This window comes from Bacillus sp. AFS088145, from assembly GCF_002564465.1.
GTDB lineage: Bacteria > Bacillota > Bacilli > Bacillales > Bacillaceae_G > Gottfriedia.
Genome location: NZ_NUUX01000034.1, coordinates 22,842 through 49,626 on the forward strand (window position 1 = coordinate 22,842; position 26,785 = coordinate 49,626).

General features: G+C 32.4%; 36 protein-coding genes. 12 read left to right on the top strand and 24 right to left on the bottom strand.

Translation table 11 applies throughout. The annotated features are described in order from the left end of the window. Positions 1–231: 231 nt before the first annotated feature. Positions 232–477: a zinc ribbon domain-containing protein gene (locus COI44_RS18845; RefSeq protein ID WP_097974694.1), complete on the top strand. Its 246-nt coding sequence runs from the start codon at positions 232–234 to the stop codon at positions 475–477. A gap of 17 nt (positions 478–494) precedes the next feature. After that, the gene (locus COI44_RS18850; RefSeq protein WP_098429305.1) at positions 495–1,415 is read left to right on the top strand and encodes an alpha/beta hydrolase; all 921 of its coding nucleotides are present in this window, start codon (positions 495–497) and stop codon (positions 1,413–1,415) included. Positions 1,416–1,453: 38 nt separating this feature from the next. Here the strand turns inward: COI44_RS18850 and COI44_RS18855 are convergent, their stop codons facing one another. Together COI44_RS18855 and COI44_RS18860 are read right to left on the bottom strand one after the other, a co-directional pair. After that, on the bottom strand, positions 1,454–2,617 hold the full coding sequence (locus COI44_RS18855) for an iron-containing alcohol dehydrogenase (protein WP_098429306.1): 1,164 nt from the start codon (positions 2,615–2,617) through the stop codon (positions 1,454–1,456). A 58-nt stretch (positions 2,618–2,675) separates the two neighbouring features. Continuing rightward, a complete protein-coding gene (locus COI44_RS18860) occupies positions 2,676–3,263 on the bottom strand; it encodes a GNAT family N-acetyltransferase (RefSeq protein WP_098429307.1) in 588 nt (195 codons plus the stop codon). A 196-nt stretch (positions 3,264–3,459) separates the two neighbouring features. On the opposite strand from COI44_RS18860, the gene COI44_RS18865 reads away from it, so the two are divergent. The 3 genes from COI44_RS18865 to COI44_RS18875 all read left to right on the top strand — a co-directional run bounded on the left by COI44_RS18865 (position 3,460) and on the right by COI44_RS18875 (position 5,494). After that, positions 3,460–3,669 (top strand): CDGSH iron-sulfur domain-containing protein, encoded by a 210-nt coding sequence (locus tag COI44_RS18865; protein ID WP_069033382.1) that lies wholly within the window; start codon positions 3,460–3,462, stop codon positions 3,667–3,669. A gap of 142 nt (positions 3,670–3,811) precedes the next feature. Then, the gene (locus tag COI44_RS18870; protein ID WP_098429308.1) at positions 3,812–4,870 is read left to right on the top strand and encodes a processed acidic surface protein; all 1,059 of its coding nucleotides are present in this window, start codon (positions 3,812–3,814) and stop codon (positions 4,868–4,870) included. A 3-nt stretch (positions 4,871–4,873) separates the two neighbouring features. Next, positions 4,874–5,494, top strand: a complete 621-nt coding sequence (locus COI44_RS18875; RefSeq protein ID WP_098429309.1) for a class D sortase — start codon at positions 4,874–4,876, stop codon at positions 5,492–5,494. A gap of 57 nt (positions 5,495–5,551) precedes the next feature. Here the strand turns inward: COI44_RS18875 and COI44_RS18880 are convergent, their stop codons facing one another. The 9 genes from COI44_RS18880 to COI44_RS18915 all read right to left on the bottom strand — a co-directional run bounded on the left by COI44_RS18880 (position 5,552) and on the right by COI44_RS18915 (position 11,775). Continuing rightward, on the bottom strand, positions 5,552–6,451 hold the full coding sequence (locus tag COI44_RS18880) for an aminoglycoside phosphotransferase family protein (protein ID WP_179887187.1): 900 nt from the start codon (positions 6,449–6,451) through the stop codon (positions 5,552–5,554). A 173-nt stretch (positions 6,452–6,624) separates the two neighbouring features. Continuing rightward, the gene (locus COI44_RS18885) at positions 6,625–7,119 is read right to left on the bottom strand and encodes a DinB family protein (RefSeq protein WP_098429311.1); all 495 of its coding nucleotides are present in this window, start codon (positions 7,117–7,119) and stop codon (positions 6,625–6,627) included. Positions 7,120–7,297: 178 nt separating this feature from the next. Then, entirely contained in the window at positions 7,298–7,744 is a 447-nt protein-coding gene (locus COI44_RS18890) for a BclA C-terminal domain-containing protein (RefSeq protein WP_098429312.1), read from the bottom strand. 204 nt (positions 7,745–7,948) lie between these two features. After that, positions 7,949–8,125 carry a hypothetical protein gene (locus COI44_RS24285; protein WP_179887188.1) on the bottom strand — a complete coding sequence of 59 codons (177 nt, stop codon included), beginning with the start codon at positions 8,123–8,125 and terminating at the stop codon, positions 7,949–7,951. Between the two features lie 229 nt (positions 8,126–8,354). Then, positions 8,355–9,194: a Cof-type HAD-IIB family hydrolase gene (locus COI44_RS18895; protein WP_098429313.1), complete on the bottom strand. Its 840-nt coding sequence runs from the start codon at positions 9,192–9,194 to the stop codon at positions 8,355–8,357. A 363-nt stretch (positions 9,195–9,557) separates the two neighbouring features. Beyond that, positions 9,558–9,773: a DUF2922 domain-containing protein gene (locus tag COI44_RS18900; protein WP_056475532.1), complete on the bottom strand. Its 216-nt coding sequence runs from the start codon at positions 9,771–9,773 to the stop codon at positions 9,558–9,560. 17 nt (positions 9,774–9,790) lie between these two features. Next, positions 9,791–10,015: a DUF1659 domain-containing protein gene (locus COI44_RS18905; RefSeq protein WP_098234305.1), complete on the bottom strand. Its 225-nt coding sequence runs from the start codon at positions 10,013–10,015 to the stop codon at positions 9,791–9,793. 79 nt (positions 10,016–10,094) lie between these two features. Then, positions 10,095–10,427: a YolD-like family protein gene (locus COI44_RS18910; protein ID WP_056475525.1), complete on the bottom strand. Its 333-nt coding sequence runs from the start codon at positions 10,425–10,427 to the stop codon at positions 10,095–10,097. 85 nt (positions 10,428–10,512) lie between these two features. Next, entirely contained in the window at positions 10,513–11,775 is a 1,263-nt protein-coding gene (locus tag COI44_RS18915; RefSeq protein ID WP_098429314.1) for a Y-family DNA polymerase, read from the bottom strand. Between the two features lie 164 nt (positions 11,776–11,939). Between COI44_RS18915 and COI44_RS18920 the strand changes: the two genes are divergently transcribed. Further along, positions 11,940–12,134: a YqzH family protein gene (locus COI44_RS18920; protein ID WP_098429315.1), complete on the top strand. Its 195-nt coding sequence runs from the start codon at positions 11,940–11,942 to the stop codon at positions 12,132–12,134. 42 nt (positions 12,135–12,176) lie between these two features. Here the strand turns inward: COI44_RS18920 and COI44_RS18925 are convergent, their stop codons facing one another. The 3 genes from COI44_RS18925 to COI44_RS18935 form a co-directional block, all read right to left on the bottom strand. Continuing rightward, positions 12,177–12,476: a DUF2653 family protein gene (locus tag COI44_RS18925; RefSeq protein WP_098429316.1), complete on the bottom strand. Its 300-nt coding sequence runs from the start codon at positions 12,474–12,476 to the stop codon at positions 12,177–12,179. Between the two features lie 22 nt (positions 12,477–12,498). Next, on the bottom strand, positions 12,499–12,927 hold the full coding sequence (locus tag COI44_RS18930) for a hypothetical protein (RefSeq protein WP_098429317.1): 429 nt from the start codon (positions 12,925–12,927) through the stop codon (positions 12,499–12,501). A 77-nt stretch (positions 12,928–13,004) separates the two neighbouring features. Beyond that, entirely contained in the window at positions 13,005–13,607 is a 603-nt protein-coding gene (locus tag COI44_RS18935; protein ID WP_179887190.1) for a metal-dependent hydrolase, read from the bottom strand. Positions 13,608–13,940: 333 nt separating this feature from the next. On the opposite strand from COI44_RS18935, the gene tatC reads away from it, so the two are divergent. After that, positions 13,941–14,669, top strand: a complete 729-nt coding sequence (gene tatC / locus COI44_RS18940; protein ID WP_098429319.1) for a twin-arginine translocase subunit TatC — start codon at positions 13,941–13,943, stop codon at positions 14,667–14,669. Between the two features lie 53 nt (positions 14,670–14,722). On the opposite strand, the gene COI44_RS18945 is transcribed toward tatC, so the two are convergent. After that, on the bottom strand, positions 14,723–15,040 hold the full coding sequence (locus tag COI44_RS18945; RefSeq protein WP_056475504.1) for a hypothetical protein: 318 nt from the start codon (positions 15,038–15,040) through the stop codon (positions 14,723–14,725). 291 nt (positions 15,041–15,331) lie between these two features. Beyond that, on the bottom strand, positions 15,332–15,721 hold the full coding sequence (locus COI44_RS18950; RefSeq protein ID WP_098429320.1) for an FtsB family cell division protein: 390 nt from the start codon (positions 15,719–15,721) through the stop codon (positions 15,332–15,334). Between the two features lie 426 nt (positions 15,722–16,147). Between COI44_RS18950 and COI44_RS18955 the strand changes: the two genes are divergently transcribed. From COI44_RS18955 to COI44_RS18965, 3 genes are all read left to right on the top strand, one after another. Continuing rightward, on the top strand, positions 16,148–16,492 hold the full coding sequence (locus COI44_RS18955) for a YojF family protein (RefSeq protein WP_056475499.1): 345 nt from the start codon (positions 16,148–16,150) through the stop codon (positions 16,490–16,492). Positions 16,493–16,508: 16 nt separating this feature from the next. Next, positions 16,509–17,189, top strand: a complete 681-nt coding sequence (bshB2, locus tag COI44_RS18960) for a bacillithiol biosynthesis deacetylase BshB2 (protein ID WP_098429321.1) — start codon at positions 16,509–16,511, stop codon at positions 17,187–17,189. Between the two features lie 85 nt (positions 17,190–17,274). Then, complete coding sequence (locus COI44_RS18965; RefSeq protein ID WP_098429322.1) at positions 17,275–17,655, top strand: VOC family protein; 381 nt, start codon at positions 17,275–17,277, stop codon at positions 17,653–17,655. Between the two features lie 53 nt (positions 17,656–17,708). Here COI44_RS18965 and COI44_RS18970 read toward each other — a convergent pair whose 3' ends face one another. The 5 genes from COI44_RS18970 to COI44_RS18990 form a co-directional block, all read right to left on the bottom strand. Next, positions 17,709–18,854 (bottom strand): ABC transporter permease, encoded by a 1,146-nt coding sequence (locus COI44_RS18970; protein ID WP_098429323.1) that lies wholly within the window; start codon positions 18,852–18,854, stop codon positions 17,709–17,711. 1 nt (position 18,855) lies between these two features. After that, positions 18,856–19,980, bottom strand: coding sequence for an ABC transporter permease (locus tag COI44_RS18975; RefSeq protein ID WP_098429324.1), 1,125 nt, complete (start codon positions 19,978–19,980; stop codon positions 18,856–18,858). A gap of 36 nt (positions 19,981–20,016) precedes the next feature. Next, the gene (locus COI44_RS18980; protein WP_098429325.1) at positions 20,017–20,952 is read right to left on the bottom strand and encodes an ABC transporter ATP-binding protein; all 936 of its coding nucleotides are present in this window, start codon (positions 20,950–20,952) and stop codon (positions 20,017–20,019) included. A 159-nt stretch (positions 20,953–21,111) separates the two neighbouring features. After that, complete coding sequence (locus COI44_RS18985; RefSeq protein ID WP_098429326.1) at positions 21,112–22,212, bottom strand: sensor histidine kinase; 1,101 nt, start codon at positions 22,210–22,212, stop codon at positions 21,112–21,114. 16 nt (positions 22,213–22,228) lie between these two features. Beyond that, positions 22,229–22,870 (bottom strand): response regulator transcription factor, encoded by a 642-nt coding sequence (locus tag COI44_RS18990; RefSeq protein ID WP_098429327.1) that lies wholly within the window; start codon positions 22,868–22,870, stop codon positions 22,229–22,231. A gap of 543 nt (positions 22,871–23,413) precedes the next feature. Between COI44_RS18990 and COI44_RS18995 the strand changes: the two genes are divergently transcribed. Further along, a complete protein-coding gene (locus COI44_RS18995; RefSeq protein WP_098429328.1) occupies positions 23,414–23,659 on the top strand; it encodes a hypothetical protein in 246 nt (81 codons plus the stop codon). Positions 23,660–23,761: 102 nt separating this feature from the next. Here COI44_RS18995 and COI44_RS19000 read toward each other — a convergent pair whose 3' ends face one another. Further along, positions 23,762–24,748, bottom strand: a complete 987-nt coding sequence (locus COI44_RS19000; RefSeq protein ID WP_098429329.1) for a zinc-dependent alcohol dehydrogenase family protein — start codon at positions 24,746–24,748, stop codon at positions 23,762–23,764. 203 nt (positions 24,749–24,951) lie between these two features. On the opposite strand from COI44_RS19000, the gene COI44_RS19005 reads away from it, so the two are divergent. Further along, on the top strand, positions 24,952–25,251 hold the full coding sequence (locus COI44_RS19005; RefSeq protein WP_098429330.1) for a hypothetical protein: 300 nt from the start codon (positions 24,952–24,954) through the stop codon (positions 25,249–25,251). 73 nt (positions 25,252–25,324) lie between these two features. Here the strand turns inward: COI44_RS19005 and COI44_RS19010 are convergent, their stop codons facing one another. Beyond that, positions 25,325–25,891: a TetR/AcrR family transcriptional regulator gene (locus tag COI44_RS19010; RefSeq protein WP_098429331.1), complete on the bottom strand. Its 567-nt coding sequence runs from the start codon at positions 25,889–25,891 to the stop codon at positions 25,325–25,327. 17 nt (positions 25,892–25,908) lie between these two features. Next, the gene (locus COI44_RS19015; RefSeq protein ID WP_098429332.1) at positions 25,909–26,601 is read right to left on the bottom strand and encodes an MBL fold metallo-hydrolase; all 693 of its coding nucleotides are present in this window, start codon (positions 26,599–26,601) and stop codon (positions 25,909–25,911) included. Between the last annotated feature and the right edge of the window lie 184 nt (positions 26,602–26,785).

The following is a 26,785-nucleotide window of genomic DNA, read 5'->3' on the forward strand; positions in this document are numbered from 1 at the left end:
TCATGAGGAACCAAACTCCATCTTCTTCCCCTTTTACTTCCTCATGAACACCTTATGGGTAATCAAACTCCATTACTCATGAATCTTTTTATATCATAGTAGGATTATTTATGAACATTAAGCGACAATGTTCAATTTTCAAACTTGTCATTCTTGATTTAATTGTCAAAATCCCTTTATTAAATTTTCTTTTTCCTATGATACACTTTACTAAAAAGGAGGGTTTTATTTATGGCTAGAGCAGAAGAATTGTTAAAGGATAAATTTGTTTGTTCGAAATGTAAACATACACACGCTAAAACGAAAGAAGTATCAATGTCTGGTTCAGGTTTAAGTAAGCTACTTGATATTGATTATAATCATTTTTTATTTGTTTCCTGTTTAAATTGTGGTTTTGTTGAGGTTTATAATCCTTCAATTTTAGAAGGTAAAACCCGTGGTGAGTTAACTACAATTCTTGATATTCTTTTTGGATAGAGAGTGATGGTTCTATTATGATGATTTGGCTTGTTGTAGCTGTTCTTTTTCTCATTTATTTTATTGGTGTTGGCTATTATTTTACGCAGCAAGTTTTGTTTATGAAAACAAATTCACTTGAGTTTATTTATCAGCGCGAGTTGGAAAATTTCCGATTTGATGAAGGATTGTATCGTACTGTTCAAAAACAGCCCTTTTCTATTCAATCTCGCTATGGGTATGAATTAAAGGGATACTTGTTTGAGGCCTTTGATACAAATAATTGGGTTATTATTACACATGGTGTAACGGTTAATAAGAATAACTCTATTAAATATGCTGAGCTATTTTTAAAGCTTGGTTTTAATGTACTTACTTATGATCATAGGCGACATGGGGAGTCAGGTGGACAAACAACTAGCTACGGATATTATGAGAAATATGACTTACAAACTGTGGTTCAATATTTAAAGGATTTAAAAGGTGAGATTGTTCTTGGCATTCATGGGGAGTCAATGGGAGCTTGCACAATGTTACAATATGCTGGTTTTGTTGAGGATTCTGCAGCCTTCTATATTTCAGACTGCGCGTTCTCTACATTTGAGGAACAGCTTACATATCGTTTGAAAATGGATTATAAACTTCCTAAATGGGCAATACTTCCAGTTTCTAGCATTTGGTTAAAGCTTCGGAATGGATTTTTCATTAAAGATATTTCTCCTTTACTGGCAACACATAATATTAAAAATCCCGTTTTATTTGTTCATAGTAAACCAGATCCTTATATTCCATTTACACATACACTTAAATTATTTGAAGCGAAAAATCAAAATAAGAGAGAACTATTCATAGCTGAAAATGGTGCTCACGCTATGAGTTTAAATGAAAACAAAGATGATTACTATTCAATTGTTTCATCTTTTTTAAATAATATTGGCGTTAACCATCATTCAATATAAAAACTGAACAGAGCTATTTCTCTGTCCAGTTTTTATTCTTAAAGAGCTGCCTCTAAAATTTTCAATGCATCTTCTTGATCTAATTTTTTGAAGTAACCGAATGGACCGTATTTAACCGTTTTAGCAGCCATTTCAGGTAGTTGCTCTTTTGTAATACCGTACTCACTTAAACGACTTGGCGCACCTATCTGGTTCCAGAATGTACGTAAAGCTTTAATACCAGCTAATGCCCATTCTTCTTTTGACATTGATTCTTGCCTGATATCAAATACTCTATCTGCAAATTGGCAGAAACGATCAACATTTTCGCTCATTACATATTCCATCCAATGAGGGAAAATAATGGCTAATCCTCCGCCGTGTGGAATATCTGTTACTGCAGAAACTGCATGCTCAATATTATGTGTAGCCCAATCACCTTGGACACCCATACTTAAGATTCCATTTAATGCCATCGTACCACTATATAATAGCGTTTCACGCGCTTCATAATCATCCAATTTCTCTACTGCGATTGGAGCAGTTTCAATAACTGTTTTTAAAATCCCCTCACAGAAACGATCTTGAATTTTTGTATTCGTTCCATGGTGGAAATATGACTCAATAACATGTGACATTATATCCACTGATCCATAAACTGTTTGATCACGAGGAACTGTAAACGTATTTTGAGGATCTAGAATTGAAAACGTTGGGTAACTAAATTTACTTCCCCAACCTAATTTTTCATTTGTTTCCCAATTTGTAATAACTGACCCAGCGTTCATTTCTGAACCCGTTGCTGCAAGCGTTAATACTGTTCCAAATTTTAATGCATCTGTTGGGAATGCTTTACGTGTAATAACATCCCAAATCTCACCATCAAATTTCGCACCAACTGCAATAGCTTTTGTACAGTCGATTACTGAACCACCACCAACAGCTAAAACAAAGTCAATATTTTCGTCTTTACAAATTTGTATACCTTTATGAACTGTTGATAATTTCGGATTTGGTTCAACTCCGCTTAGTTCATAAACTGTTTTATCAGCTTCTTTAAGAATGCCTACTATTTGATCGTATAGGCCATTTCTCTTAATACTTCCACCACCGTATACAAGTAAAACATTCTTTCCAAAGCTAGCAGCCTTTTCTTTTAACTTTTGTACACTATCTTTACCAAATATTAATTCTGTTGGATTTGCAAATGTAAAAAAATTCATATGTATCCCTCCTATTGTTCACACTTAATTTTAACTTAAACAATCGAAAGGATGCATCTTAAACGACTTTTGTTTCGAATATTTTTTCATTTATTGGGAACACTAAATAATCGTATGAATGATTCATAATAAATCTAACTTTCTCATATTTAAATCCCACTTTTTCATATAATCGGCGAGCAGAAGGTTTTTCTTGATCTACATTTAATGAAACTCGTGAAATCCCTTTGTTTTTGGCAAAAGAAAGTAATCCTTCTAATAATTCAGTTCCAATTCCTTTGCCTTGATAATCTGGATGCACTGACAATGTATCAATATAAAAATCTTCATCATCTGCTTCCTTATCTACTTTAACATTTTGAATATTTAAATTACGACTTATTATGTCAAGCATTTCACGATCAAGTACTGATAGTTCCATGGAATGGTAGGCTACAATCACTCCTACTACTTTTCCTTCAATTTCTTTAACTAAGCAATTATGGTAACTTAGCCGATTTTGTTCAGATTGAACGTAATATTCTAAAATTGGGGTTGCTTGTTCGTATGATTTTGTCCCTGTTAACATAAATACAATATCTTCAATCGCTTGTACAATTAGAGGGACAATTTGTTTGGCATCTTCTTTTTTTGCTATTCGAATCATGAATTGTCACTCCTTAAATTAGATTTTTCTTTTTAATCTTTAACATTTTTTTAATATAAAAAAGAATAACCTTTTCATTTTACAATAATTTCATGTTAATTTCATGTTAAAAATTATTACTTTGTTAAAATCAATCATTTATTTTAACATAAATGTAATATATAATAATTCTAAGATGTGTAGGAGGAAAATTAATATGTCTGATGTTCAAATTAAGGTTTTAGATAATGGTCCTTTACGTGTCACTGGCACGGTTGAGTTAGTTGATGCTGAAGGGAATACATATCCGCAAAAAGCAGCTTTCTCATTATGTCGATGTGGCATGTCAAGTAAATTACCATATTGTGATGGTACTCATAAAGGAAAATTCGAATCTGTCGTTCGAGCTCCTAAAGAATCAGAATAATTTTATTTTTCTGGCGCCGATTATTGGGCAACTCTAAATAATCGGCTTTCTTATGCCCTCATACCTTTTTACCTTTGAATCATTCATAAAACTGATCTAATCACATTTACATTTAGGGAATGAACTATTAGGGGGAAACAATATGAAAAAGGCACTAGCTTCAGTCGTTTTATCTGCAGCACTAGTAGTACCAGGCGTAACTGCTTATGCAGCGCCAAATGCAAATGAATTAAAAACTTATTTAGTTAGTATCGACCTAACTCAAAAGCAATTAGAGGATTATTTAAATTCTTACTACGGTGAGTCGATCTCTGATTTCGATTCAGTTGATGAGTTAAAGGATACTTTAGGTGAAAGACTTACACAAAAAACTTTAGACGCTCTTCTAGTTGAGTACGGTTACAGTGAAGATGAAATTATCGATCTAGCAGTCCAATATGATGATATGGACAAAAATGCATCATTACTAGATACGTATTATTTTACTTCTGATATCGAAAACTTAATTTATTTAGATGAAGATGAGTCAGGGTCAGGTAGTGTAGAAGATCAATTCCCTTCTATGGACGATCTTTCTAGTGCTCTTTCCGAGTTTGGAATTACTCAAACAGAAATTAATAATCTATCTGCATACCTAGAAAAAGTTGTGAATGATGATCCTGCTGTTGAAGCAAAATTAGAAGCATTAGGAGAACGTGCATCTGCTTTAGAAGAAAATTATCCTGAAATTTTCTCAATGGATTCTGAGGCTGCTCCAAAAGAATTACCAGCTGAATTAAAAGTAGAATTAATGAATATCGTAAAAGAGCTTCAATCTACTTTAATAATTGATATTAAAGTTGCAATTGAACAAAATGGCGTTAAAACTCCTCTAACTTTTGCTAAATTACTTACAATGGATGATTCTATGGATTCCATGGAAAATGTAAAAGTATATTTAGAGATTTATGACAACGCTAGTAATCTATTATTAGACGCTGTATTTTCACCAGATGAACTTTTAGGTGATGACCAGATAGTAGATATCGTTAAAGATACTCAAAAAGCAATTAAAAATCCAAAACCAACTGGTACAGTAAGAACGGAAAATGGCGGTAAACTTCCAACTACTGCAACTCATACAACTGAATGGACAATGTTAGGTATGTTAATGATGTTAGCTGCTGTTGTTTTACGTAAAAAGGTAATTGTTAAACGATAAGCTATGAGTCGTAAACGAAAAGTTCTACTTATTTTTTCAGCACTCCTTTTTATTGTCGGATTATTTTTTGCTACAACAAATGCTTATTCTTTAATCAAAACCTATGTGCTTTACAAACAGTCTAAGGATGATTTCAAAAAAGAAATCAAAACAGAAACAGCAACTAAATTGAAGCAAATTAAAAGAGACGAACCGCTTTACAAGACTTATCCTAAATTTGGCGATGAAATGGGTTCATTAACGATTCCTCGAATTTCTGCAACTTTACCAATCTTCCACGGGACAGATGAGGATGAGCTTGCAAAAGGAATAGGTCATTATGCTAAATCTGTGATGCCAGGTGAACGAGATAATAGTGTTCTTGCTGGACATCGAGATACTGTATTCCGTGAGCTTGGCAAAGTAAAAGTTGGCGATCCGTTAATTGTTAAAACTTCGGCTGGTACATTTACTTACAAAGTTCATAAGATTCGCATCGTTGATAAAGATGATCGCACTGTTATTATCCCAAAACCAAGACCAACTTTAACGGTAAGCACTTGTTATCCGTTTAATTTTATTGGACATGCACCGCAGCGTTATATACTTGTAGCTGGTTTAGTTAAATCAGAAGTAAATAAATAAAAAAAATGCTTACTATTTAATAGTGAGCATTTTTTTTATTAGTAGTTTCATATTTTATTAATTTTCTAGTGCAGCCCAAAACTTTTCGTTATTTAAATTGCGAACACTCCATTGGTAGTGTCCATCACTGCAAGTTTCCGAAAAGAAATTTGCCGAATAGATACTATAAAAAAGAACGTACAAATGGATTGTACTTCTAACCTCTTCGCCTAATCGACTAACTACTTCATTTAAATATTTTTCTAGCTTTGTTTCACCCAATTCATCATATAAATCAAATAAAATCCAGCTTAATGCAACATCAAATAATGGGTCTCCATATAACGTCATTAATCCGAAATCAATTACACCATTAATTTGTCCATCTGCATTTACTAATAGATTTGATGGATAATAATCACCATGTACTAATGCATATTCCCCTTCATATCCAACTGAAAATGCATCCATTAATCGTTTTAATTTCACTTCGTAAACTAATACATCTCTTTTCAAATATTGATCTACTTCTGTATTCTTTCTTAGTAACGATTGTTTTAAAAAATCGTTCCATTCCTTTGAAGAAATTTCATCATAATCACTTAATAATTTGATACCTTTGAATTGCTTTTCTAATTCAATCCTTTGAATACTTAATATTGTAGATAGATAGTTTTCAAAGAATGAATCTAATTCTTGCTCATCATAATTTGATAAATCCTTTTGAATATTTCTACCTTCAATTCGTTTTTCAATTGTTAAAACAACGTCCTTCTCTTTTATAATCTCGTGAATTTTTGGTAATTCAAAATTTGCATCACTTGAATTCATTGATTCATAAAATTGCTTTAATATTTCTAGCTTTGAATAGGCAGTTGGTTTATATAATTTTAAAACTCTTTTTTGATCATAAGAGTAAACTTCTGCTTCTTGTCCCTTTCCTAAAAAATTCGCTTCGCTTATATTGTACTTATTCAAAATGTAACCCCTAACATTTTGTGTGATCATCTTTTCTTCCCCATTTTCCCTTATTTATCTTTTTTTCAATTCTATTTCCATCAATTCCTACTTCTTCCAAAATAGCCTACTATTTCTTATACGGCAATATTATTTATTTAATGATTTGTCTGTTTATTACCCATATTAGCTTCCTACTCTTCTTTTGATACCCATGAACCTTGTGCTTTCCGTATGTAAAGGATTTGCCCGATATGATAAGCATTATGAGTACATAAATTAGATAATGCTCCCCACCAAATTGCATCTACTGGAAAATTTGGAATTTGTTCATATAGCCTGGATTCATCTGCTTCTTTTATAGCTTGCTGCCAATTCGCTAAATTCCCATCTAACTGTTTAACAAGCACCTGCCAATCTTCTTTTGTTAATTTTTCCATCTTCCGAAAAGTTGAAGCATTACTTTCAATTACTTCAGTTGGTATTTCTCCTTTAAATCTTCTCAACCATCGTTCATTATAGAAATACAAATGGTATACGATTTCACCAATCGTATGAGTAAAATCATTTTGTCTCCAACTTATATCCTCTAAACTTAAATTCTCCAATGCAACACTTAAAGGTTGAATCCAACTTTCAACATTTCGGCAGACTTCTAATTGATCTAATAGAAACTCTTTTTTACTCATAGATCATTCTCCCTTGTTAATTTTATACTTTACGATATGTACTTTCGTGGTTATTACTAGATTCACCTTTATTACTTTATGATTTTAACTTATTAAAAAATGCACTACTTTTTAAAAAGCAGTGCATTTTTGTAACAGAATAGGGAATTTTTTAAAGGAGTAATGATTAAATCTTGTACTAATGAACTCTGAATAGATTAATTGTTGCCCCAGCGCCTTGTAACAACTTAACATCTCCAACAAAGTCAAACAATTGAAGTGAAATTGTATCTCCAGCGTCTAATGGTAAGATCATTTGGCTACCGTAAATGGATCTATTCACTTCATTTACGATTGCTGATGCATTTATAGGTCTACCATTTACTAATAGTCTTGTAGATACGTCTAATAGTGCATTTAAATTCACTGTGTAAGTAATAAAGTAATTACCTGGTACCTCAACTGTTAATCGATCATTTGCTTGATCAATTGTAATTCCTTCACCTAAATACTGAAATGATGGAAAAGTTACAATTGTACCTTCTTTTATAACGGAAACTGTTCCACCACTATTCGTAACAAATGCAAAACTTTCGCCAGGAGGTATTGGTGGAAAATGATGTCTTGGCGGTCTTGGATATCTCATACTATCACCTTTTCTTATTATTAGACATAATTCCTCTTAGGAGTAACATATTAAAGGCTTGTCTATATATTTTATTAATATGTAAGTTTTTTCTTTTCGTTACAGCATGTCCACTAGTTTTTTTTTTTTTTCAATTTTAGTAGATTTAAAAAAACTTAGTCATCATCGGACTAAGTTCTTTTAAATCATATGTATTGCGAAAGTCTATGACCTCTCTAGTACATTTACAATCCGATTTAATAGTTCATTTTGCTTCTTTAATTCCTCGTTTCGGATTTTAAATAGTTTATAGAAGTAAGAGATTACTACTATAAGACCTACAGGAATTGCAATGTAAAAAAGCATAATAATGATTGGAAATATACCTAAGGCTGCATCCATTTTAACTCCACATCCTTTATAGTTTATATTTAGATTATGTTAGCCTATCCAATCTTTATGTCTCTAAAATAGGTCAAAGGAATAAGAAGTCTCTGCTAGGTATGGAAAGAATGCAAAAAGGAACTATATCAAATATTAGAAAATCAGCAATATTTCCCATAAAAAAAGAGAGTTCCAAAAGTACTTTGACTTTTTAGCTCTCTCTTGCCGGTCGACAAACTGAATTTAATTAACTTTGCTTCAATTTTTGTTTTTGATCTAAAAAATGATAAATTGCATGGGCTACGCCTGCTTCTTCATTTGTTTTTGTAACAAATGAACAGTGGCCTTTTAGCTCTTCTTTCGCATTTCCCATAGCTACTGGAAAACCTACTCGATTGAACATAGAGACATCATTAAAACTATCTCCAATTGCCATGCTCTCATTTAAATCTACTCCAAGGATTGGTGCAAGCTTTAATAATGCCGCTCCTTTACTTACATTTGCTGAATTAATTTCAACGTTATTTGAGCCTGACGAAGTAATTAGTAGACCTTCTTCTTGCATTAGTTTTAGACGAATGCGACTAATAACCTCTTCTTTATTGGAAAGAAATAATATTTTATATACATCAAGATCATTAAAATCTTCAATAGAAGAATAAGTTCGAACCTTTCTTAAAGTAGCTGTCACTTTATGTGTCTTGCCAGTTTGCTTATCAGTGAAAAATTCATCATATAGTGTATCTCGACACTTTGTAAATGATCCTTCACTAGTACTAATAATAAATGTTTTATTTTCCGCTTCACATATGCTTAGGGCTTTCGCAAAAATTTCTTTATCCATTGAATCGTTGTGCAAAATTTTCGCTTCATAGTCATATATTTGAGAGCCATTTAAACAGACAATGGGACAGGTTAGACCAGCTTCATCTAATACTTCCTTCGCACTTTCATACATTCTACCTGTAGAAATGACAACATGGATTCCTTCCTTTTGTGCCGCCCGGATGCTTTCAATGTTTTCCATTGGTATTCCATTCTTACCATTTACCAGTGTACCATCCATATCAATTGCAATTAATGCCATGTCGTTCTCTCCTTTTCTACTATTCTCTTATAATTTGAATGCTAACTATTCCCCAATTCTACTAAAGCATTCTTATTACAATTTAACTATTTTCTATTTTATGATTTCATTCTTTATTATTATAACGCAAAAAAAGACCTTCTGCATTTCAGAAGGTCTCAGACTGCCCGCCAAACGCTCGCTTTCTTCGTTGCTTCGCCTGTCTGCGGTGCTCATTACCGTCAAAGGTAACTCCGCGCCTCGAAAGACAAGCGCTTGCAATCAGTCTGAAACTCAAGTTTTTTGTACTTTGTCAAACCACTGAGACCTTCTGCATTTCAGAAGGTCTTAAACTACCTACAAAACTCTTTTCCTAATAATACTTTATAACTCTATCTCAATAATCTCCTTACCAACCAAGCGTGCGCCTTGTTTGGCTACGACAATTCCACTTGTAGAGGTGAATACGTTGTTTGCTACAATTTTATCCATTACTTGATTGATTAGTGTTGGATTAACTGGAATTGTTGGATTGTCTACTGTTAGCGTAACAACCTTTTCGTTTTCATTTAAAAATTTGAGTTCTAATGTTTGAATCATAACGCTTTCCTCCTTTTTTATAGACTGTTTAAAAGTAGTCCATTGCTTAATACTTCTAGCTCTACTAACGGTAGATCTTGCAATGATGCTAAGGCATTACCGATTTCACTTAGCTTCACTAAATCAACATCAACTCGGACATTTTTATATGCCTTCCTCTTGATAATGATTTTTCCTTGTGCATCTTTTCCTGCATGTAAATTTACATACAATGTTAGTTGTTGAGTAGCAATTTGTGCCATTTTCAACTCCCCCTTTCGATGTATATGTACTTAAAAAAGGGGGGATTTTCGTTAAAGGTTAATTATTTTTTTGGACTGTTCAAGATCCAATCTTCACATCCACAATATCACTTAATAACAGCTCCATATATCCAGCTTGTTCTTCATAAATAGATAACCTATTTTGGTGTAAATTAATTTTCCCTATTTTTCCTTTTACATTATGGTGATAGTGGTCTTTATAATAAGTAATTTGTACACTTTCATCTTCGTGAATTGCCTGTTGAAGATGACGGTTCATTTCCTCTAATAGTTGTTCATCTACATCTTTTTGTTGTTCATAATTTTGTGATACTTTCCAATCACGAAGCATTTTTACATGTTCTGGTAACATCATTGACGTCCATTTAATTGTGCCACGGTCACGAATCATCGGCATCCTTCTCCTTTTCTTCTCTTTTTACCTTAGGTAGAACTAGTGGTTTTCACTTGCAGAGGAAAAGGACAAAAGGAAATTTTCAACCTTTATGTCCACCTACTAGCTTGCTTCGAGCAAGTGCTGTTCCTCCTTCCGCATAAGAAACAGCCCAGAGGAGCGAAGATGATCCGTATTTTTTTCGCACTGCGTCCATCACATATCCTAAATTGCGCTTTTGAGGTTTTTTCTGATCAAACAAATTTAACTGCATGATTTCATCACTTACAATATTCGAAAGAGAAATGAGAATTTGCCGAACTGTCTTCCCTTCATAATATCGATCAAATAGTTTTGTACAGATCTCATACAAATCTGAAGTAATATTTGTAGGTTCATCCATTGTAAACGCATGTGAAAATCCTCCACCGAATTCTTCCCGACTATATCCAATTCCTAATGTAATCGTACGTCCTGCCTTTCTAGCATTACGAGTTCGGCGTGCAACCTCTTCACACATTTCACGAATAACAAATTTAATTTCTTCGACTTTCGTATAATCTCTCATTAATATTTGGCTTTTACCAAAACTAATTTGTCCGTTCATTATTGGCGCACCTAGCTCAGATAGATCTACTCCCCACGCATGATGATATAGTTGATTTCCCATCACTCCGAATTTCTTCTCCAGCAAATGAAGAGGATATTTCGCTAACTGTCCTACGGTAAAAATCCCCATTGTATTTAAAGTTCGTTCGGTTCTTTTACCGATTCCCCACATTTCACTAAGAGGACTCACCTGCCATAGTTTTTTTTCTACATCTTCATAAGTCCACTCCGCTATCCCATCTTTTTTTCCTTCTAAATCTAAGCAGAGCTTCGACAAAAGCATGTTCGGTCCAATCCCAATCGAACAAGGTAATTGAAATCTTGCCATAATCTCAGTACGAATTTTTTCGGCAATCTCCCATGCATCTCCCCATAATCTCTTCACTCCATCCACCTTTAAAAAACATTCATCAACACTATATACATGTAGATCCTCTAAAGGGGCAAATTCATTTAATAACTTTACTATGTTCGTTGAGATTTCTAGATATTTTGACATTGAAGGATTTACAATTTTGATTCGCGGATCTTTTGGTATTTCAAAAACCCTTGATCCTGTTTTAATCCCAAATTCCTTTTTTAATCGCGGGGAAGCTGCAAGTACGATACTTCCTTCCCTCTCCACATCTCCAACAACTGCTAGATAACATTCTAATGGATCTAATTCGAGCATGACCGCAGAACAACTTGCATAAAAGCTCTTCATATCGATGCATAATATCCGATGATGTGGTAACTCTTCATAACAAATGCTCATACATATCACTCCGATTTTCCAAAAAATAGCAGAACTAATGTTCTTATTTTTATTATAAGTATATATTAAACGAATATACGTTCGATTTCAATGAATTTTTTTCGCTAGGAACAATACAAAATTTTAGCTATACTTAAATTAGCTTAAGGGAGGAAAGACTAAAAGTGGATGGACAGTTTGTAAAGCAGATGATTAAACGAGCGTTAATGCAATATAGAGGAGAACACGAACAGTGGATTACAGCTGATATGCTAGATAAACTATACGAACAAATCGTTACCGAACAATTAAATGATGACCGTGAATTACATGAATTAGTACAAGATATTGTTTACGAATACATAACGAACTATGTCTAACAATCGAAAAAACCCGAGAAACGTCCTGTTCTCTCTCGGGTTTTATGAATAGATAAATGATATTTCACTCGTAATTCCATCTTCTTCATCAAAACCAATAATGATTTCCATTGCATAGGATGAAAAACGATGAATCTCTTCCAAGTAAAAACCAATTGCGTCAGATATTTGTTGCTCATAATACAATACGTTCCGATAATTGGCCGAGACTTGGCAGCTTACCCCGTCATTCTCATCAAATTGAAACTCAATTTGCACACTTTCTGGGCGAATTCCTTCTAAATCAGCCACATATACACAAATTGCATTGGCAACATCTTGTTCATCAAAATAGATCTTCACAAGTCACCTCAAAAGGGGAAAGTTAATATCGATTTTTACGAAAGATTTTCTTAATAAACCAAATAATCACTATTATTACTAAAAAATCTAATAGTAATCCAAAAAATGAAAAACCAAACTGCTGACCACCATAGTAGCCACCAAATGGGTTTAGCATCGATCCAAAAAGAGAGCCTAACCCAAATGCACCTGCATACCCTAAAAAATTCCTTCCTGGACTTCTATACGATCGATAGCTCGACCTAGGTGCTGTTGGTCGATAACTTCTATTAGAACGATACGATCTCCTAATTGCAAGATGCGTTGATAGTTGTTTGCTAGCAACAAAGGAATTAGTATTCACTTTAATACGTTGATGGTTATACGTATTACTACTTGCATCAACCGGGAGTGACAAAGCAAGCATAAAAAACAAAATCCACATGGATATTAGAGAATTTATTTTTTTCAATATCGACCCTTCTTTCATCATCACATCTTTCTTAGTATGGATCTTTTTTAATAAAAAAATGTGACAATTAAAGAGGTCTATAACCACTTAATTCTTTGTTTTGTAAACAACTGATCCGCTAATAGGTGAGAAAAATAACCGACTGTACCAGCTAACCATAATCCATTTATCATTAAGTCTTTTTGCAGCAAATAACAAATTCCACTCCAAACAGCTAAAAAGTAAAGAGAATGAGTTGGTCCACGATGCTTTAATCTTGAAGAAACAGCAATAAATAATCCAAGCGCAAAGATTGACCAATAACCATAAAAGAAAAACCAACCAATAACTGCAATTAATATGCCTGTTAACATTAATATTGTTTTTAAATTCCGTAACCAGCTAACACAAACAATAAATAATATGAGAATACCTACTGCATAAATCCATGATCCAGAATAAATTAACTTCCCTGTCTTCACAACAATAAATAATGTAACTGCTAAAAATAATAAGCTGAAAAGAACTTTTAGCGGCATTGAAACTTTTTTTGTTAATGAACCATTATGATGATCTAAATCAGGAGCCAAACTACTGATTGCACCAACTATAAGTGGAACGGTCATAGAATCATTTTTTGTTGCATACATTGTGACACCAGTTGCAAATAATCCTACAATTACATGACTTTTTCCATCCAAAACATATACCATCCTTATCTTACATACTCATACTTTTATTATAGTCGGATAAGGTTAGTTTTCATATGAATAAATTAACAAATGATGGTAATTTAAGAATAATTAATGTCTCTATATTCATTGACGATTGTTCTTTTTTCTGACAAAATATAGGAAGCTTAGGTATTATAGAAACTAGTCGATTGGCGAGCCTTTTAGGCGAAGACTAAAGACGAGTTACACCTACACTTTATTCCTAGAATTGGCTACTATATCGAGTAATCGACATCGCTAGCTAATTAATGCTTTTTAAAGTGTAATAAAATACTTTCACAGTTTGCTTTGGGGGAAATTATGCAAGAAAAAGAAATGAGTGTCATTGACCATTTAGATGAGCTTCGAAATCGAATAATAAAAGTTATTGTTGCATTCGTTATTTTTTTAGGGATTGGATTATATTATACGAAAGCTATATTCAATTTCCTTGTTCAAGATTTGCATGGAAAGCTTCTAGCGCTTGGTCCAAGTGATGTCCTTTGGATTTATCTAATGATTGGTGGAGTATTCGCGATCGCGTGTAGTATCCCTGTCATAGCTTACCAAATATGGGCGTTTGTAAAGCCGGCCTTGCATGTAAAAGAACAAAAAAGCACAATGCTTTACATACCAGCTTTATTCTTATTGTTCGTTTGTGGATTAGCATTTGGCTATTATTTCATCTTTCCAAACGTTTTAAAATTTTTACAGGACATCGGAGAAGATTTAGTAACAGTTACATTCACAGCTGAACGCTATTTTAGCTTCTTATTTAATTTAGTTGTTCCTTTTGCGTTTTTCTTTGATTTACCAGTCATTATACTATTTTTAACAAGTATCGGAATCGTATCACCAGCATTTTTAAGAAAATCTCGACGATTTGCATATTTTATCCTTATTATTATCGGAACAGCAATTTCACCGCCTGATTTTGTATCTGATATGATGACAAGCTTACCATTGTTAGTTATATACGAATTAAGTATTCTTGTTTCATCAATTGCATATAGAAGACGTATTAAACGCCTACAACATGAATCGGAATAAAAATAAAAAAATGGACAGCAATTAGTATGCTTGTCCATTTTTTTGACTATTCCTTATAACAAAATATGTGATGTATACAAAGTAACAACTAAACCTGAAAAACTATAAATTAACGATGCTTTAATAGCAATTTTTCTTTGAAAATCTTTATGTAAGTCATTAAATTCTAATCCAGCAGCACGCAACCATTGATACCGCTGCAGAGGAGTATAACTTACTTTTTTAGCTGTTTTCCAGTAAAGGAAGACCGTCGTAACGAATCCTACCATAATAGCAATATTACTAGCCGATGAATCCGAGAGAACACTAACAAGGAACGTCAAAATTACTTGTACAATTAAAATAGCAAAAACGTAAATGAACTTTTTCATGTTAATCCTCCTTATTTAAGCTTATTTAAATTATAACAAAGATGTATTTTTCAGAATAGTAAAAATTTTGTAGAATTCATGGGTAATTAGAACTAAAAAGACAACAAAGTGATAAGAGAAAGAGTCTGTTTATAAGAGAAAAATTTGAAAGATATGAAAAAATTCTATTCCCTTCTTCCTATTTAAGTTCGTACGTTCTACTTTAAACTTGCATAAAACGAACATTAGTTCTATAATAAATATAGAAAAAAGATTCCCACATATATGAGAATCTTTTAGTTAAATTAATTGTTAGTTTGAGCTGATATCATCTTTCGATTTCGGCACGATGATGATTGTTTCTCCTTTTTTAGAGAACATGTATTGATCACGAGCATAGTTTGCTATGAAATCCGGATCATTTAATAATCTAATCTGTCTTTGTAAATCTTTTTCAGTTTTAGCCACTTTTTTTTGTTCGACATGTAATGTTGAAAGTTCATGTTGCTTTGCCGAAGCGATCTTGTTTTGACTATACATATATATTCCAGACGCGACAATTAAAGACAAAAATAATGTTGTCAAAATGATTCGATGGATTCGTATTGTTTTTCTTTTTTTAGTCTGCGGAAATTGATTACGAGAAGGCTTGTTTAATTCTTCTCTTTGTGGATTATATAGTTTTCGCGCTTCTGCCTTCACGTTAAAAACCTCCCTTTAAAAATATTATTCTACTCTAGTTTAACAATTAATAGCTTTTTAGAAAAGAAAAAAAAGGTAAAACAAGTAAAAATTTGACTATTTTACACAAAAACTCGTCTTTTTTGTCGAGTTCTAGTCACATATATTATCAATAAAAGATACCATTAATTACCTCATTTTCTTATTTTTTGAATATTTTAAATTTTTTTAACAAAAGTGGTTGACGAATATTTTCCCATCATGTATATTAAATATAAATTAACTGAATATTTAAACAGTTAAATTTTAGTAATCATGTTATACACATCCCCCCAATCCCTATCACCCAATTAGATAGGGATCTTTTTATGTTCAAAATCACAAGCCAACAAATTACCAATTTAGGGAGAGTTGGATTATAATACTTTTTAAAGGAGGTACGAGAAAATGCAAAAATTAGAAATTGGTGCTGCCCAAGATGCACTTCAAAATTATATAAATCAAACAGTCTATTTACATTTAGAAACTACAAATGGTGCATATGCTAATCACTTTAATGAAAAAGTAATGACAGTAAATGCCTTTATTAGAAATACGAAAGTAATCATTAGCCGTGCTACGATCACAGGCAAATACCCATACCGTGTCGGATTAAAGCTTGAAGAAGGCTGGGTTGTTGCAGAAGGATTAACTGATTTTGAAGTTGATGACCAAGGTCGCCTCCTACTAGCAGGTCATAATGAGGATGGAAAGCTTGCAATCGCTATACATTTAAGCTATACGCCATTTTAAGAGAGGAGCACTAAAAATGAGTCAAAAACAAGAAAAAGTATTACTTGTGTTCCCTCACCCTGATGATGAAGCTTTTGGGGCTGCTGGAACGATTTCGAAGTTTACAAATAAAGGGATTCCCGTTACATACGCTTGTTTAACATTAGGAGAAATGGGACGAAATATGGGAAATCCATTTTTCGCAACAAGAGAATCACTTCCTACAATACGTAAAAACGAATTAATCGACGCTTGTAGAGAAATGGGAATCCAAGATTTAAGAATGCTAGGATTCCATGATAAAACAATTGAATTCGAAGACCCTGAGGATGTAATTCATCCAATAAAGGAAATCATCGACGAGATTCAGCCAACATTATTAATTACTTTTTATCCAGAACATGGTGTCCACCCAGACCATGATGCAACTGCAAGAGCTGCTGTTGAAGCAGTTCGACGAATGGATAAGGAAGATCGTCCAACAGTATGGTGTATCGCGATTACAAAAGAACGCTTTGAAGTTTTAGGGAAACCAGATATCGTGAATGATGTAATGGATGTTGCAACCCAGAAACTAAGAACAATGAAAGCACACCGTTCTCAAACAGAAGCGATGCTAAAAGACGTTGTAAAAATCGAAAAATTTGAAGATATACCTGATGATCGATTAAAATCATTTTTTGCGAAGGAATCATTCTATACCTATCAGTTTGAATAAGCACTTGCCAAAACCAAAGTAAGAAGGTAAAAACCTTATATATGTAGAAAGAAAAAGAGATTAAACTATTCTGGAGGTTAATGAAATGTTGAAAATGAGGTATTTAATTTTATATGTTTCAAATCTAGAAAAATCTCTTACTTTCTATACCGAGTCTTTAGGCCTTCCTATTCGTGGAAATCATGGTACGTATGTAGAATTAGATACTGGCAATACCGTACTTGCAATGATTGAACGTAGCAATGTTCAAGAGCTTACTGGATTAAATTATAAAAATACTGAGGCATCCTCCCAAACTTTTGAAATCGGATTTGTAACTGACGATGTGCATTCTACAATAGAAGAGTTACGAACAAAAGGTGTAAATATCATCAAAGAACCAATTACAAAACCATGGGGTCAAACAGTAGCATATGTAGCAGATCCAGACGGTCATTTTATTGAAATTTGTAGTTCAATGGACTAATAAAATAACTAAAAAATCCATCTCTGAAATAAAGAGATGGATTTTTTTTATATCTACACAAAATTTCTAGTAGAACTGTTACGACTAAACTTATAGATAGCAATTAAGAAAAATGCAGCCGCAAAAACTAGAAGGATTAAAATATTTAAATATAAGCTTCCTAAACTACTTCCTTGTTGCAACTTCGTCAATGTCTCTAACGTCCATCTTTGTGGAAGAAAATCCGCAATTCTTTGTACTGATGATGGCATAATCTCGATTGGCCAGAAACAACCGGAGATCATAACAGTTGGAACAACGATTAAGTTCTGCAATGCTCCAGATGATTTTGAACTATTAGAGAACGCCACAATCATTAATGAGATCCCGACTGAGACCAAAGCAAAAAGCATCATAACAATTGCCGCTTCCCAAAATGGAATATGAATATCGATATGAAACACTTTAGTCATAAAGAGGAGCGTAATAATTACTTGGATCGTCATTACAATCATATTTACTACAACATTTGAGAAAATATATTTTCTAGCATTAATAGGTGCTGACAAAAGTCTGTAGTAAATTCGATTTTCTTTTTCCTTTAAAATAATTTCAGAAAGATTCCCTGCAGACATTAACATAATCATAATCAAAAAGCCTAAACTATATGTCGTCATATTTTCAGATTGAGATGAATCTGATAATGTTTTTGTTGCTACCTTGAAGCTTGCATTTTGGTAGTTGGAATACATTTGATTAAATTTAGTTTGGTCTGTTTTTGCCACACTACTAATAGCTGAAACATTGTCGATATAATTGTATAAATAAGACTTTACAAAGCTCGTAATTTGGGCACCTTTTATAGAAGATATTTGAATATGATTTGGATTACCAGAACGTACACTATCTGTAAAACCATCATGAAACGAAATAACACAATCAAGTGATCCTGAAGCGATCTTATCATTGGCATCAGAATTGTTTATTATTTCAATACGAACGTTATCTAAGTGTTCTAAAAACTTAATCGTATCATTTGCAATATATTGATGATCCTCATTGACAATCCCAACATGAACGATTGTTTTATTGGAACCACCATAAGCTAGAAAGGAAATAAAAATACCAATTAGAGGCACTAAAATATACATAATAATATTTTTCTTATTTTTAAAAGTAGCTCTTAAAGTATTCGAAATTAGCCAAAAAACTGTCTGCATCCTACAGCCCCTCCCTTCTTTGTAGAGAAATAGATGCAAGAAATAGGAATAATAAAGAAAAACCTATATTAAAGACAAGCGCCGGGATCGCAGCTGACAAGTCGTTTGCATAAATAATTTTTGTAATTGCAGTATTAACCCATGTAAGTGGTGAAAGCTGAGTAATGAATTTTAAAATCCCACTAGTATCGCCCAATTTAAAGTAAGCTCCACCAAAGAATGAAGAAAGCTGCACAACAATCATGATGATTGCTCTAGATGATGCATTTGATTTCGTTATATAACTTACAACTAACCCTAAACTAATTGATAGAAGAACTTCCGTTAGTAAAACAATAAAGACTAATAATAGGTGACTACCCCAGTTGGCTTTAAAAAAGAATTTACTGAAATAGACAACTACAATAATGCACAGAAAGTTAGCAACTAAACTTCCAAGTATTTTTCCTATAAAAATCTCAAACTTGGAAATAGGAGAAACAATTAATCGATCAGCAGTTTTTCTAACTCTTTCTCCTGTAATCAATTTACTTGCAGACATAGCTGCATAAAGAACAATCATAGTCGTCATTGCAATCGCGTAATAATCCATCGAGCCTGGCTGTTTATTTGATGCAATCGACGTGTCCTTAATATAATCATCATGAGAATTACCTAAAAAGACTTCTTTAACTTTAGTTGGATCGACTTTTGCAACTTCCACGCCAACATTATATTTATCTACAAAAGAAGTTAACATTCCTTGAATAACACTACCCTCAACACTGTTTCCTTCATTGATATAAAGCTTAATTCCGTTATCTTGAATAGAAATATAGCCATCATAATGATTTCGTTTAACTTCATTCTCGCCATTTGTATTACTCGCAGCTTTTTTAAAATGAATTCCAGACTTTTTCGTACTTTTAATTAATTCGTTAAAATACTGCGAAAACTCACCAGTTGTTGATTGATCTTTATATAAAACATGCACATCTTTAACCGGGACTGATGTTGAAAAAGCATTTGAAAGTGAAGTACCTAAGACAAGCATTAAAATGATTGGAAATGCTAACATAAAAAATAAGTTCCTTACATCTCGAAAGTCACGCTTAATTTCCATGAAAGCAATATTAAAAATATTCAAGCTAATTGCCTCCTTATAAAATAATTTTCCATAAAGTTAATCACGTAAATTTCGACCTGTTAATGTAAGGAAAACAGTTTCCAAGTTAGGCGCATTTTCCTGTAATGAACTGATTTCGATTTCATTATTAATAAAATGTTGAATGATTTTATTTAAATTATTCACACCATTATCTGAAGTAATCGTAATAACATTATCTAAAATATGAACATTCTCAACGCCATTAATCGCTTTAAGCTCCGTAACATCAATATTTTCAGCCGTTTTAACTTCAATTCGAATATCCTTTGTATTCGTAATAATCGATTTAAGCTGTTCCTTTGTTCCTTCAGCGATGATTTTTCCATGGTCAATAATCGAAATACGTGAGCATATTTCTTCAACTTCTTCCATGTAATGGCTCGTATAAATGATTGTACAGCCCATTTCATTAAGCTTACGTACACTATTAAGAATATAGTTTCGTGAATGTGGATCAATCCCAACAGTTGGTTCATCCATAATAATCAATTTAGGTCGGTGTGCAATTGCACACGCAATATTTAACCTTCTCTTCATTCCACCGGAGAAATTTTTTGGATATTCCTTAAATTTATCTTCTAACCCTACAAATTGTAAGGCTTCTTCTACTCTTTCATTTAATTCCGAACCTCTTAAACCATATAGTCCAGCGAAAAATCTAACATTTTCATAGGCAGTTAAATCTTCATAAATAGCTAAGTCCTGAGGTACCATTCCAATATTCATTTTTGCGAACTTACTATTCTTCTTATTGTTTTTACCTAGGATTTCTACAGTACCTTGATTACTTCGAAGTAGCCCTGAAATAATATTAATTGTCGTACTTTTTCCCGCTCCATTTGCTCCAAGAAATCCGAAAATTTCTCCTTCTTCAATTGATAAAGACATATTATCTACTGCTAAAAAATCCCCGAACTTTTTAGTTAAATTTTTTATCTCTAAAACTTTCATCCTCTCACCTCTTAAGCTTTGTGTATGATGCTATTATAAGCAAAAGGGTGAACTAATATCAGTGTATTAGTTCACCCTTTTCACATGAGAATATTCATGTTTTTATTTAGGCAAAATCATGATGGACTTAATAGAAATTCATATCACATGATGAAATTATTAGATTGGAAGCAAAGTTGTAACTGAAAAACCATCATGACCATCCACTATTATTTTCCCGTTTATAGCCGCTGTTCTCTCTTCCATCCCAATGATGCCTAAACCTTTTTTAATTTTCACTTTCCCTTTACCATTGTCTTTTACATTTATTTTTATCATTTTATTCATGACATGTATTTCAATCGAAACCTCTGTAGCATTTGCATATTTCATCGTATTTGTTAAAGCCTCAACTACATTTTCTTGAATTACTTTCCATTGAATTGGCGTAATAAGGTCGAGATTTCCTTTATAGACAAACAATGTTTTTAAATCATGCTTAGCAAAAAATTCATCTATGAATAATTTCATATGATGAATTCCCATTTGTTCAGTTGGAGGCTTCATATTTTTTAAAGTAAGTCTTATGTTTTCAATTCCGTCCTTTGAAATATTAATCGCATTTTGAAGCAATTCTAATGCTTTATCGTGATTAGTACTCATTAAATGTTTAGCTGCTTCCATTTGATATAGTGCACCTGTCATTGAATGCCCTATTTTATCATGTATTTCTTGAGAAATACGATTTCGTTCCTGCAATTTAAAGGTATATTCCGATTGCTCAATAAACTCATTATGGTTATTTATCTTTTTTGACAGCTTTTGAATCGTTCTCCTCATTTTGTCAATTTGATCTTCTTTAAACCGTAATCTGGTGTTATACAAATTAACAAGCGAAAAAACAATAAAACTAAATAATGAAATTAATCCATAAATAGGCTGTAAAGAATTAGATAAGTAGAAAATTGGAAGTAGTGCAAGAAAACAACCAATCCATTTTTTCGAAGTAAAAAAAGAAACAAGCTCTAAGATTGACATTGGCAGTAGTAAAAGAAATAATGGCTGAATCTTTAAATTGGAATAGACAATTAAACAAATTGATAAGATTAGTAAAAATTTTATCAACGACCTATTTTTTATTAAATACAGACTAATATTTAAACAAAAATAAACAAGTAATCCAAAAAGTACCCAAGAGAAATTAGGAATTTCTTTTTGAATATAAATTAGAGCTATATACAAGATAACAGAAAGCTTATTTAAAATAATCCAACGCTCCATATGTAACTCCTTCGCGTTAGTCTACTTTCCCAGTAATATAGAAAATAGCAATTTGTGTACGATGTTCTAGCCCAGTTTTTCCGAGAATTGAAGTAATATAATTAGCAACTGTTCCTTCAGAAATATAAATTTGCTTAGAAATTTCCTTATTCGAAAACCCTTTTGCGATTAAAGCCATTACATCTAACTCTCTTTGAGTAAACAAACTCGTATCTATTTTCGTATCTGCCGTCTTCGCATTGCTTGCTAAATTCGTTCTAATTTTATCCAGTACTAAATCTTGCATGATTGTATTTCCATGATAAACACTTTTGATTGCTTCTCGAATTCGTTCTGGATCATTATTTTTTAATAAATAGCCCTTTGCGCCATTTTTAACAGCATCAATAATATACTCGTCATCATCAAAAGTCGTTAAAATAAGTGGCTTTGTGTTAGTTTGCTCGGAAATATGCTTCGTAGCTTCTACACCATTCATATTTGGCATTCGAACATCTAAAAGTGCAACATCTACTTCATTATTTTGACAATATTCTAACGCTTCATTCCCATCATTTACGGTTTCTAATACTTCAAACTCTTCATAAGAACTCAATATGATTTTAAGCCCTTCTCTAATAAATGAATTATCATCAGCAATAATTAATTTTATTTTCATTTGAATAGAGGGAGAAAATTTCTACCTCGTTTTCACATCCTTTATTCCACGAATTATATTTCCATTATATACCACTACTGATTAAATACCATGAGAAGAAAAAGATTTATTGATTTCACAAACAAATCACTTAATTACATAATTTTTTTGTTTTACGAAGCCTTGACGTATTCAATAAAAAGGTAAACAATACAAACGAACTATCATTTTGTGATTATTTTCACAAATTATTCAATAGTTAAAGTAAAATATCTCAAAAAATTTAGTAAAATTTAATTGAGCGCTCTGTTAAATTTTAAAAAATATTTACCATTTAACTTCTTTGTTTATACTTCTAATGTCTTCAAAAAAGTTACAAATAGGTTAACACCTTAATTAACGCCGGCAAAATGAAAAGTTAACTTCTTCCCTTATTAAGTTAGTTAAAAATCACTTATAAAAATAGTGGATTCAAGATTATGATAAATGAAAAAACTTATTACTTTAAACAGATTGATGCAAAGCCATATATACAAACAAATTATGAAAGTAGGGAGTTTGATTATGAAAAAAATAGTAAGTATACTAGTCTTTTTTAGTATCTTAATTTCAGTAACCTCAATAAATGCACAAGAAATTCCAACTGATGAGACAAATCAAGAAGCTTTTGTAATACCTGTACATCAAGAAGAAATTGATAGAGAAGAACAACAACAATTGGAACAACAAAAAAGTAAAGGAAGAACTCCATTGTATGAGTATAAAACTCAACTAGTAGGAACTCAAATAGCAAAACTATATGAGAATTGAACAAAATAACTTAACTACTTAGTCGCTTTACTAGGACCTGCTATCCTTCAAAAATTATATTAAAAAAATCCCCAAGCATATGCAAAAGGGATTTAGGTAACATTACTTATTTTCAATTAATACTTTACCATATTGTACTTCATTATTTTCAAAGTAATCATGAGCGTCCTTCACTTGATCAAATGTAAAAGTTTTTGGATTGATCAACGGTTTTAGCTTTCCTTCTTCAACTAAAGTAGCAATTTTATTTAAAATAGCACTATGTTCTTTACGCCCTTTCTCAGTTTTTTGAGTAAGCAGAATAAAAATTACATGTAAAGATAAAGATTTGTTATGTAGAAGTGTTAAATCATGCGTCGATCGTGCTGCGATTGCTAAAACAGTACCTATTTGCTTAACTGCAATAAATGATTTATCTAGGTTTTCTTTACCGACAGTATCAAAAACAAGATCAAAGCCCTGCCCATCCGTTAGGCGGTTAACATATTCTTGGACGGTCTCTTCCTTGTAATGAATGACATGGTCTGCACCTAGATTTTTAACTAAATCAGCCTTTTCTTTCGATGAAACAGTTGTCGTAACAGTAGCTCCAAAAGCTTTCGCCAACTGGATAGCTAGATGACCAACACCACCTGTCCCGCCATGAATTAAAATATGATCACCTTGTTTTAAATTACCTCTTTCAAAAAGTGCCTCCCATGCAGTAATAGCTGTTAATGGTAAACTTGCCGCTTCTTGAACTGGTAAATTTTTTGGAGCTTTAGCAATTACTGATTCTTCTATTAAAAAATAATCGGAAAGAGTACCAGTAAAGACATTCAAACCGAAAACAAAGTCACCAACTGAAAAACGTGAAACATTTTCACCAACTTCAACAACTTCACCTGAAAAATCACTATGTAAAATCATTGGAAAATTAGGATGGAACGCATTTGGTACAATCCCTTTTCTAATCTTTGTATCAATCGGATTGATACTAGTCGCAGAAACCTTAACTAAAACTTGATGACCAGATGGCTTCGGTATTGAAAGTTCAACATTTTTAAACTCAGAGCTATCTCCATATTGATGAATGACAATTGCTTTCATAATAGGCCTCCTATGCAAAATAGAAAATATTATTAAGTCATTTTAGCATACATCAAATCGAAAAAAATACAATTTCAACTTCAAATCGAATCATATGGTTTTGATTATAATGGTTAAAAATTTATAATTTATATTGTTTTTTCACATTGTTTCAGTATAATCAATATAAATCTTTTAATCTTAATTCATGGAGGAAAATGACTATGGTAAACAAATTAGAGGAATTAAATGAGAGAAATACGTTAAACCATAGAAATATTGTAAAGTATGTAAAACACGTCTTTGATGAGTTAGACTTAAAAGTTAGAAGATTTCGTGAAGAAACAGCAATCAAGGCAGCTCATCATGCAAAACCAGATTTAGAAGAAGAGAAATTATTTTATAACAATATTCACCATATGAAGTCGTTACTAATTGACGTATTAGAACGTACTACTGAAGATCTTGAACATATGGGAGATAAAAACTGGAATAAAAACTTTAAAGACGGCGTAAACGCATAATTTTAAATATTAACGAACGTATTTTCTCTATAAATAAGGATAGGAGGGTATTTAAACCTTCCTATCCTTTTAATTATTGTTGTCGATCCAAATTTCTTACATAATGCTTCAATACAAAAAGTACACTTTCATCAATTGGAATATTTATACCAAATCCATCACTTTTTTCGAGCGAAACAAAACCATGTAACAAACTTCTTAAACCTCTTACCGCATGAATAAGTTCAATGTCCGTTAGATTATACGGTTTCAATAATGCATAGATTAAGTTCAATATTTTATTCCCAGTTAACCGATACTCATCACCTGACGTTTTAGACAAAGATAAGGTAGCTTTATATAAACCAGGATGGGTTCTAGCATAATCAAGATAAGCAAAAGCTAATGCAAAAATTGCTTTCTCATTATTTTTACCTTCAACTGATTCACGAAGTTTTTCATAAAGTTGTGTAATTCCATGTAATGCAACACTATTTTTTAGTTCATCCAAATTCTTAATATGGTTATAAATCGATGGTGGTTGAATCGTTAGCTTCTTTGCAAGATAACTAATCGTTAAAGCCTCCCACCCTTCTGTATCGACAATTTTAATTGAAGTATTCAGTAATTGATTAAAATTCAATCCAATTCTTGGTGACATGACGAATTCCCCTTCACTTACTGCTTTTTAAGAGCACGGTCAATTGCTTCTTGTGGATGACTTAACATCGTACCATGACCGACTGCTAATAATGTAGGTTTTAATTCACTAATTTTCTTAGCACTATTTAAAGCAGCAGCTTTATTCCATGTTGCCATTGATGGAAAAGGAAATAAAATTCTTAATTGACCAGAGATCGCAAAACCACCTCTTAATGAAAAAGCATCACCAGCGATAATGGCATTTGTACGTTGATCTAAAAATGCCATTGAACCTGGTGTATGACCGGGAACCTCAATTGCTATTAAAGACCCAATAGTGTCTCCTTCCTGTAGTAACCGATCCGGTATGGTTTGGATATTTTTAGGAACGCCGCCTTTTATCGGAGTATTTGGCTCACTAGCTTCTAAACTAGTGTCTCCTTTTAATAATTTTGCATCCCTTTTTGAAATGGAGACGACTGCATCAGGAAGTAGTGATTTTAATTGATCAAGCGCTCCAACATGGTCGCCATGCGCATGCGTTAAAACGATATTTGTAATTTTTTTGCCTATTTGATTAGCTGCTTCAATAATTCTAGTCGCACTAAAGGAAAGCGCTGTATCAATTAGCGTAAGTTCGTTTTCTTCTTCAACTAAAAAACAATTTACAGGAAAGAAATTGGGTAAAAAGCTCAACTCATAAAGATAATTATTTTTCGTAATCTTCATTTTATACCCTCCTAATAATAAAAACTAATACCTTTAGTTTTATAATACTAAAGGTATTAGTTTATGTGAACAAAAATTCCAAATTTAATAAAAATGGTTAAATAAATAAAAAACCCTTCCATCCAAGATGAAAGGGTTTCAGACTGCCCGCCAAACGCTCGCTTTCTTCGTTGCTTCGCCTGTC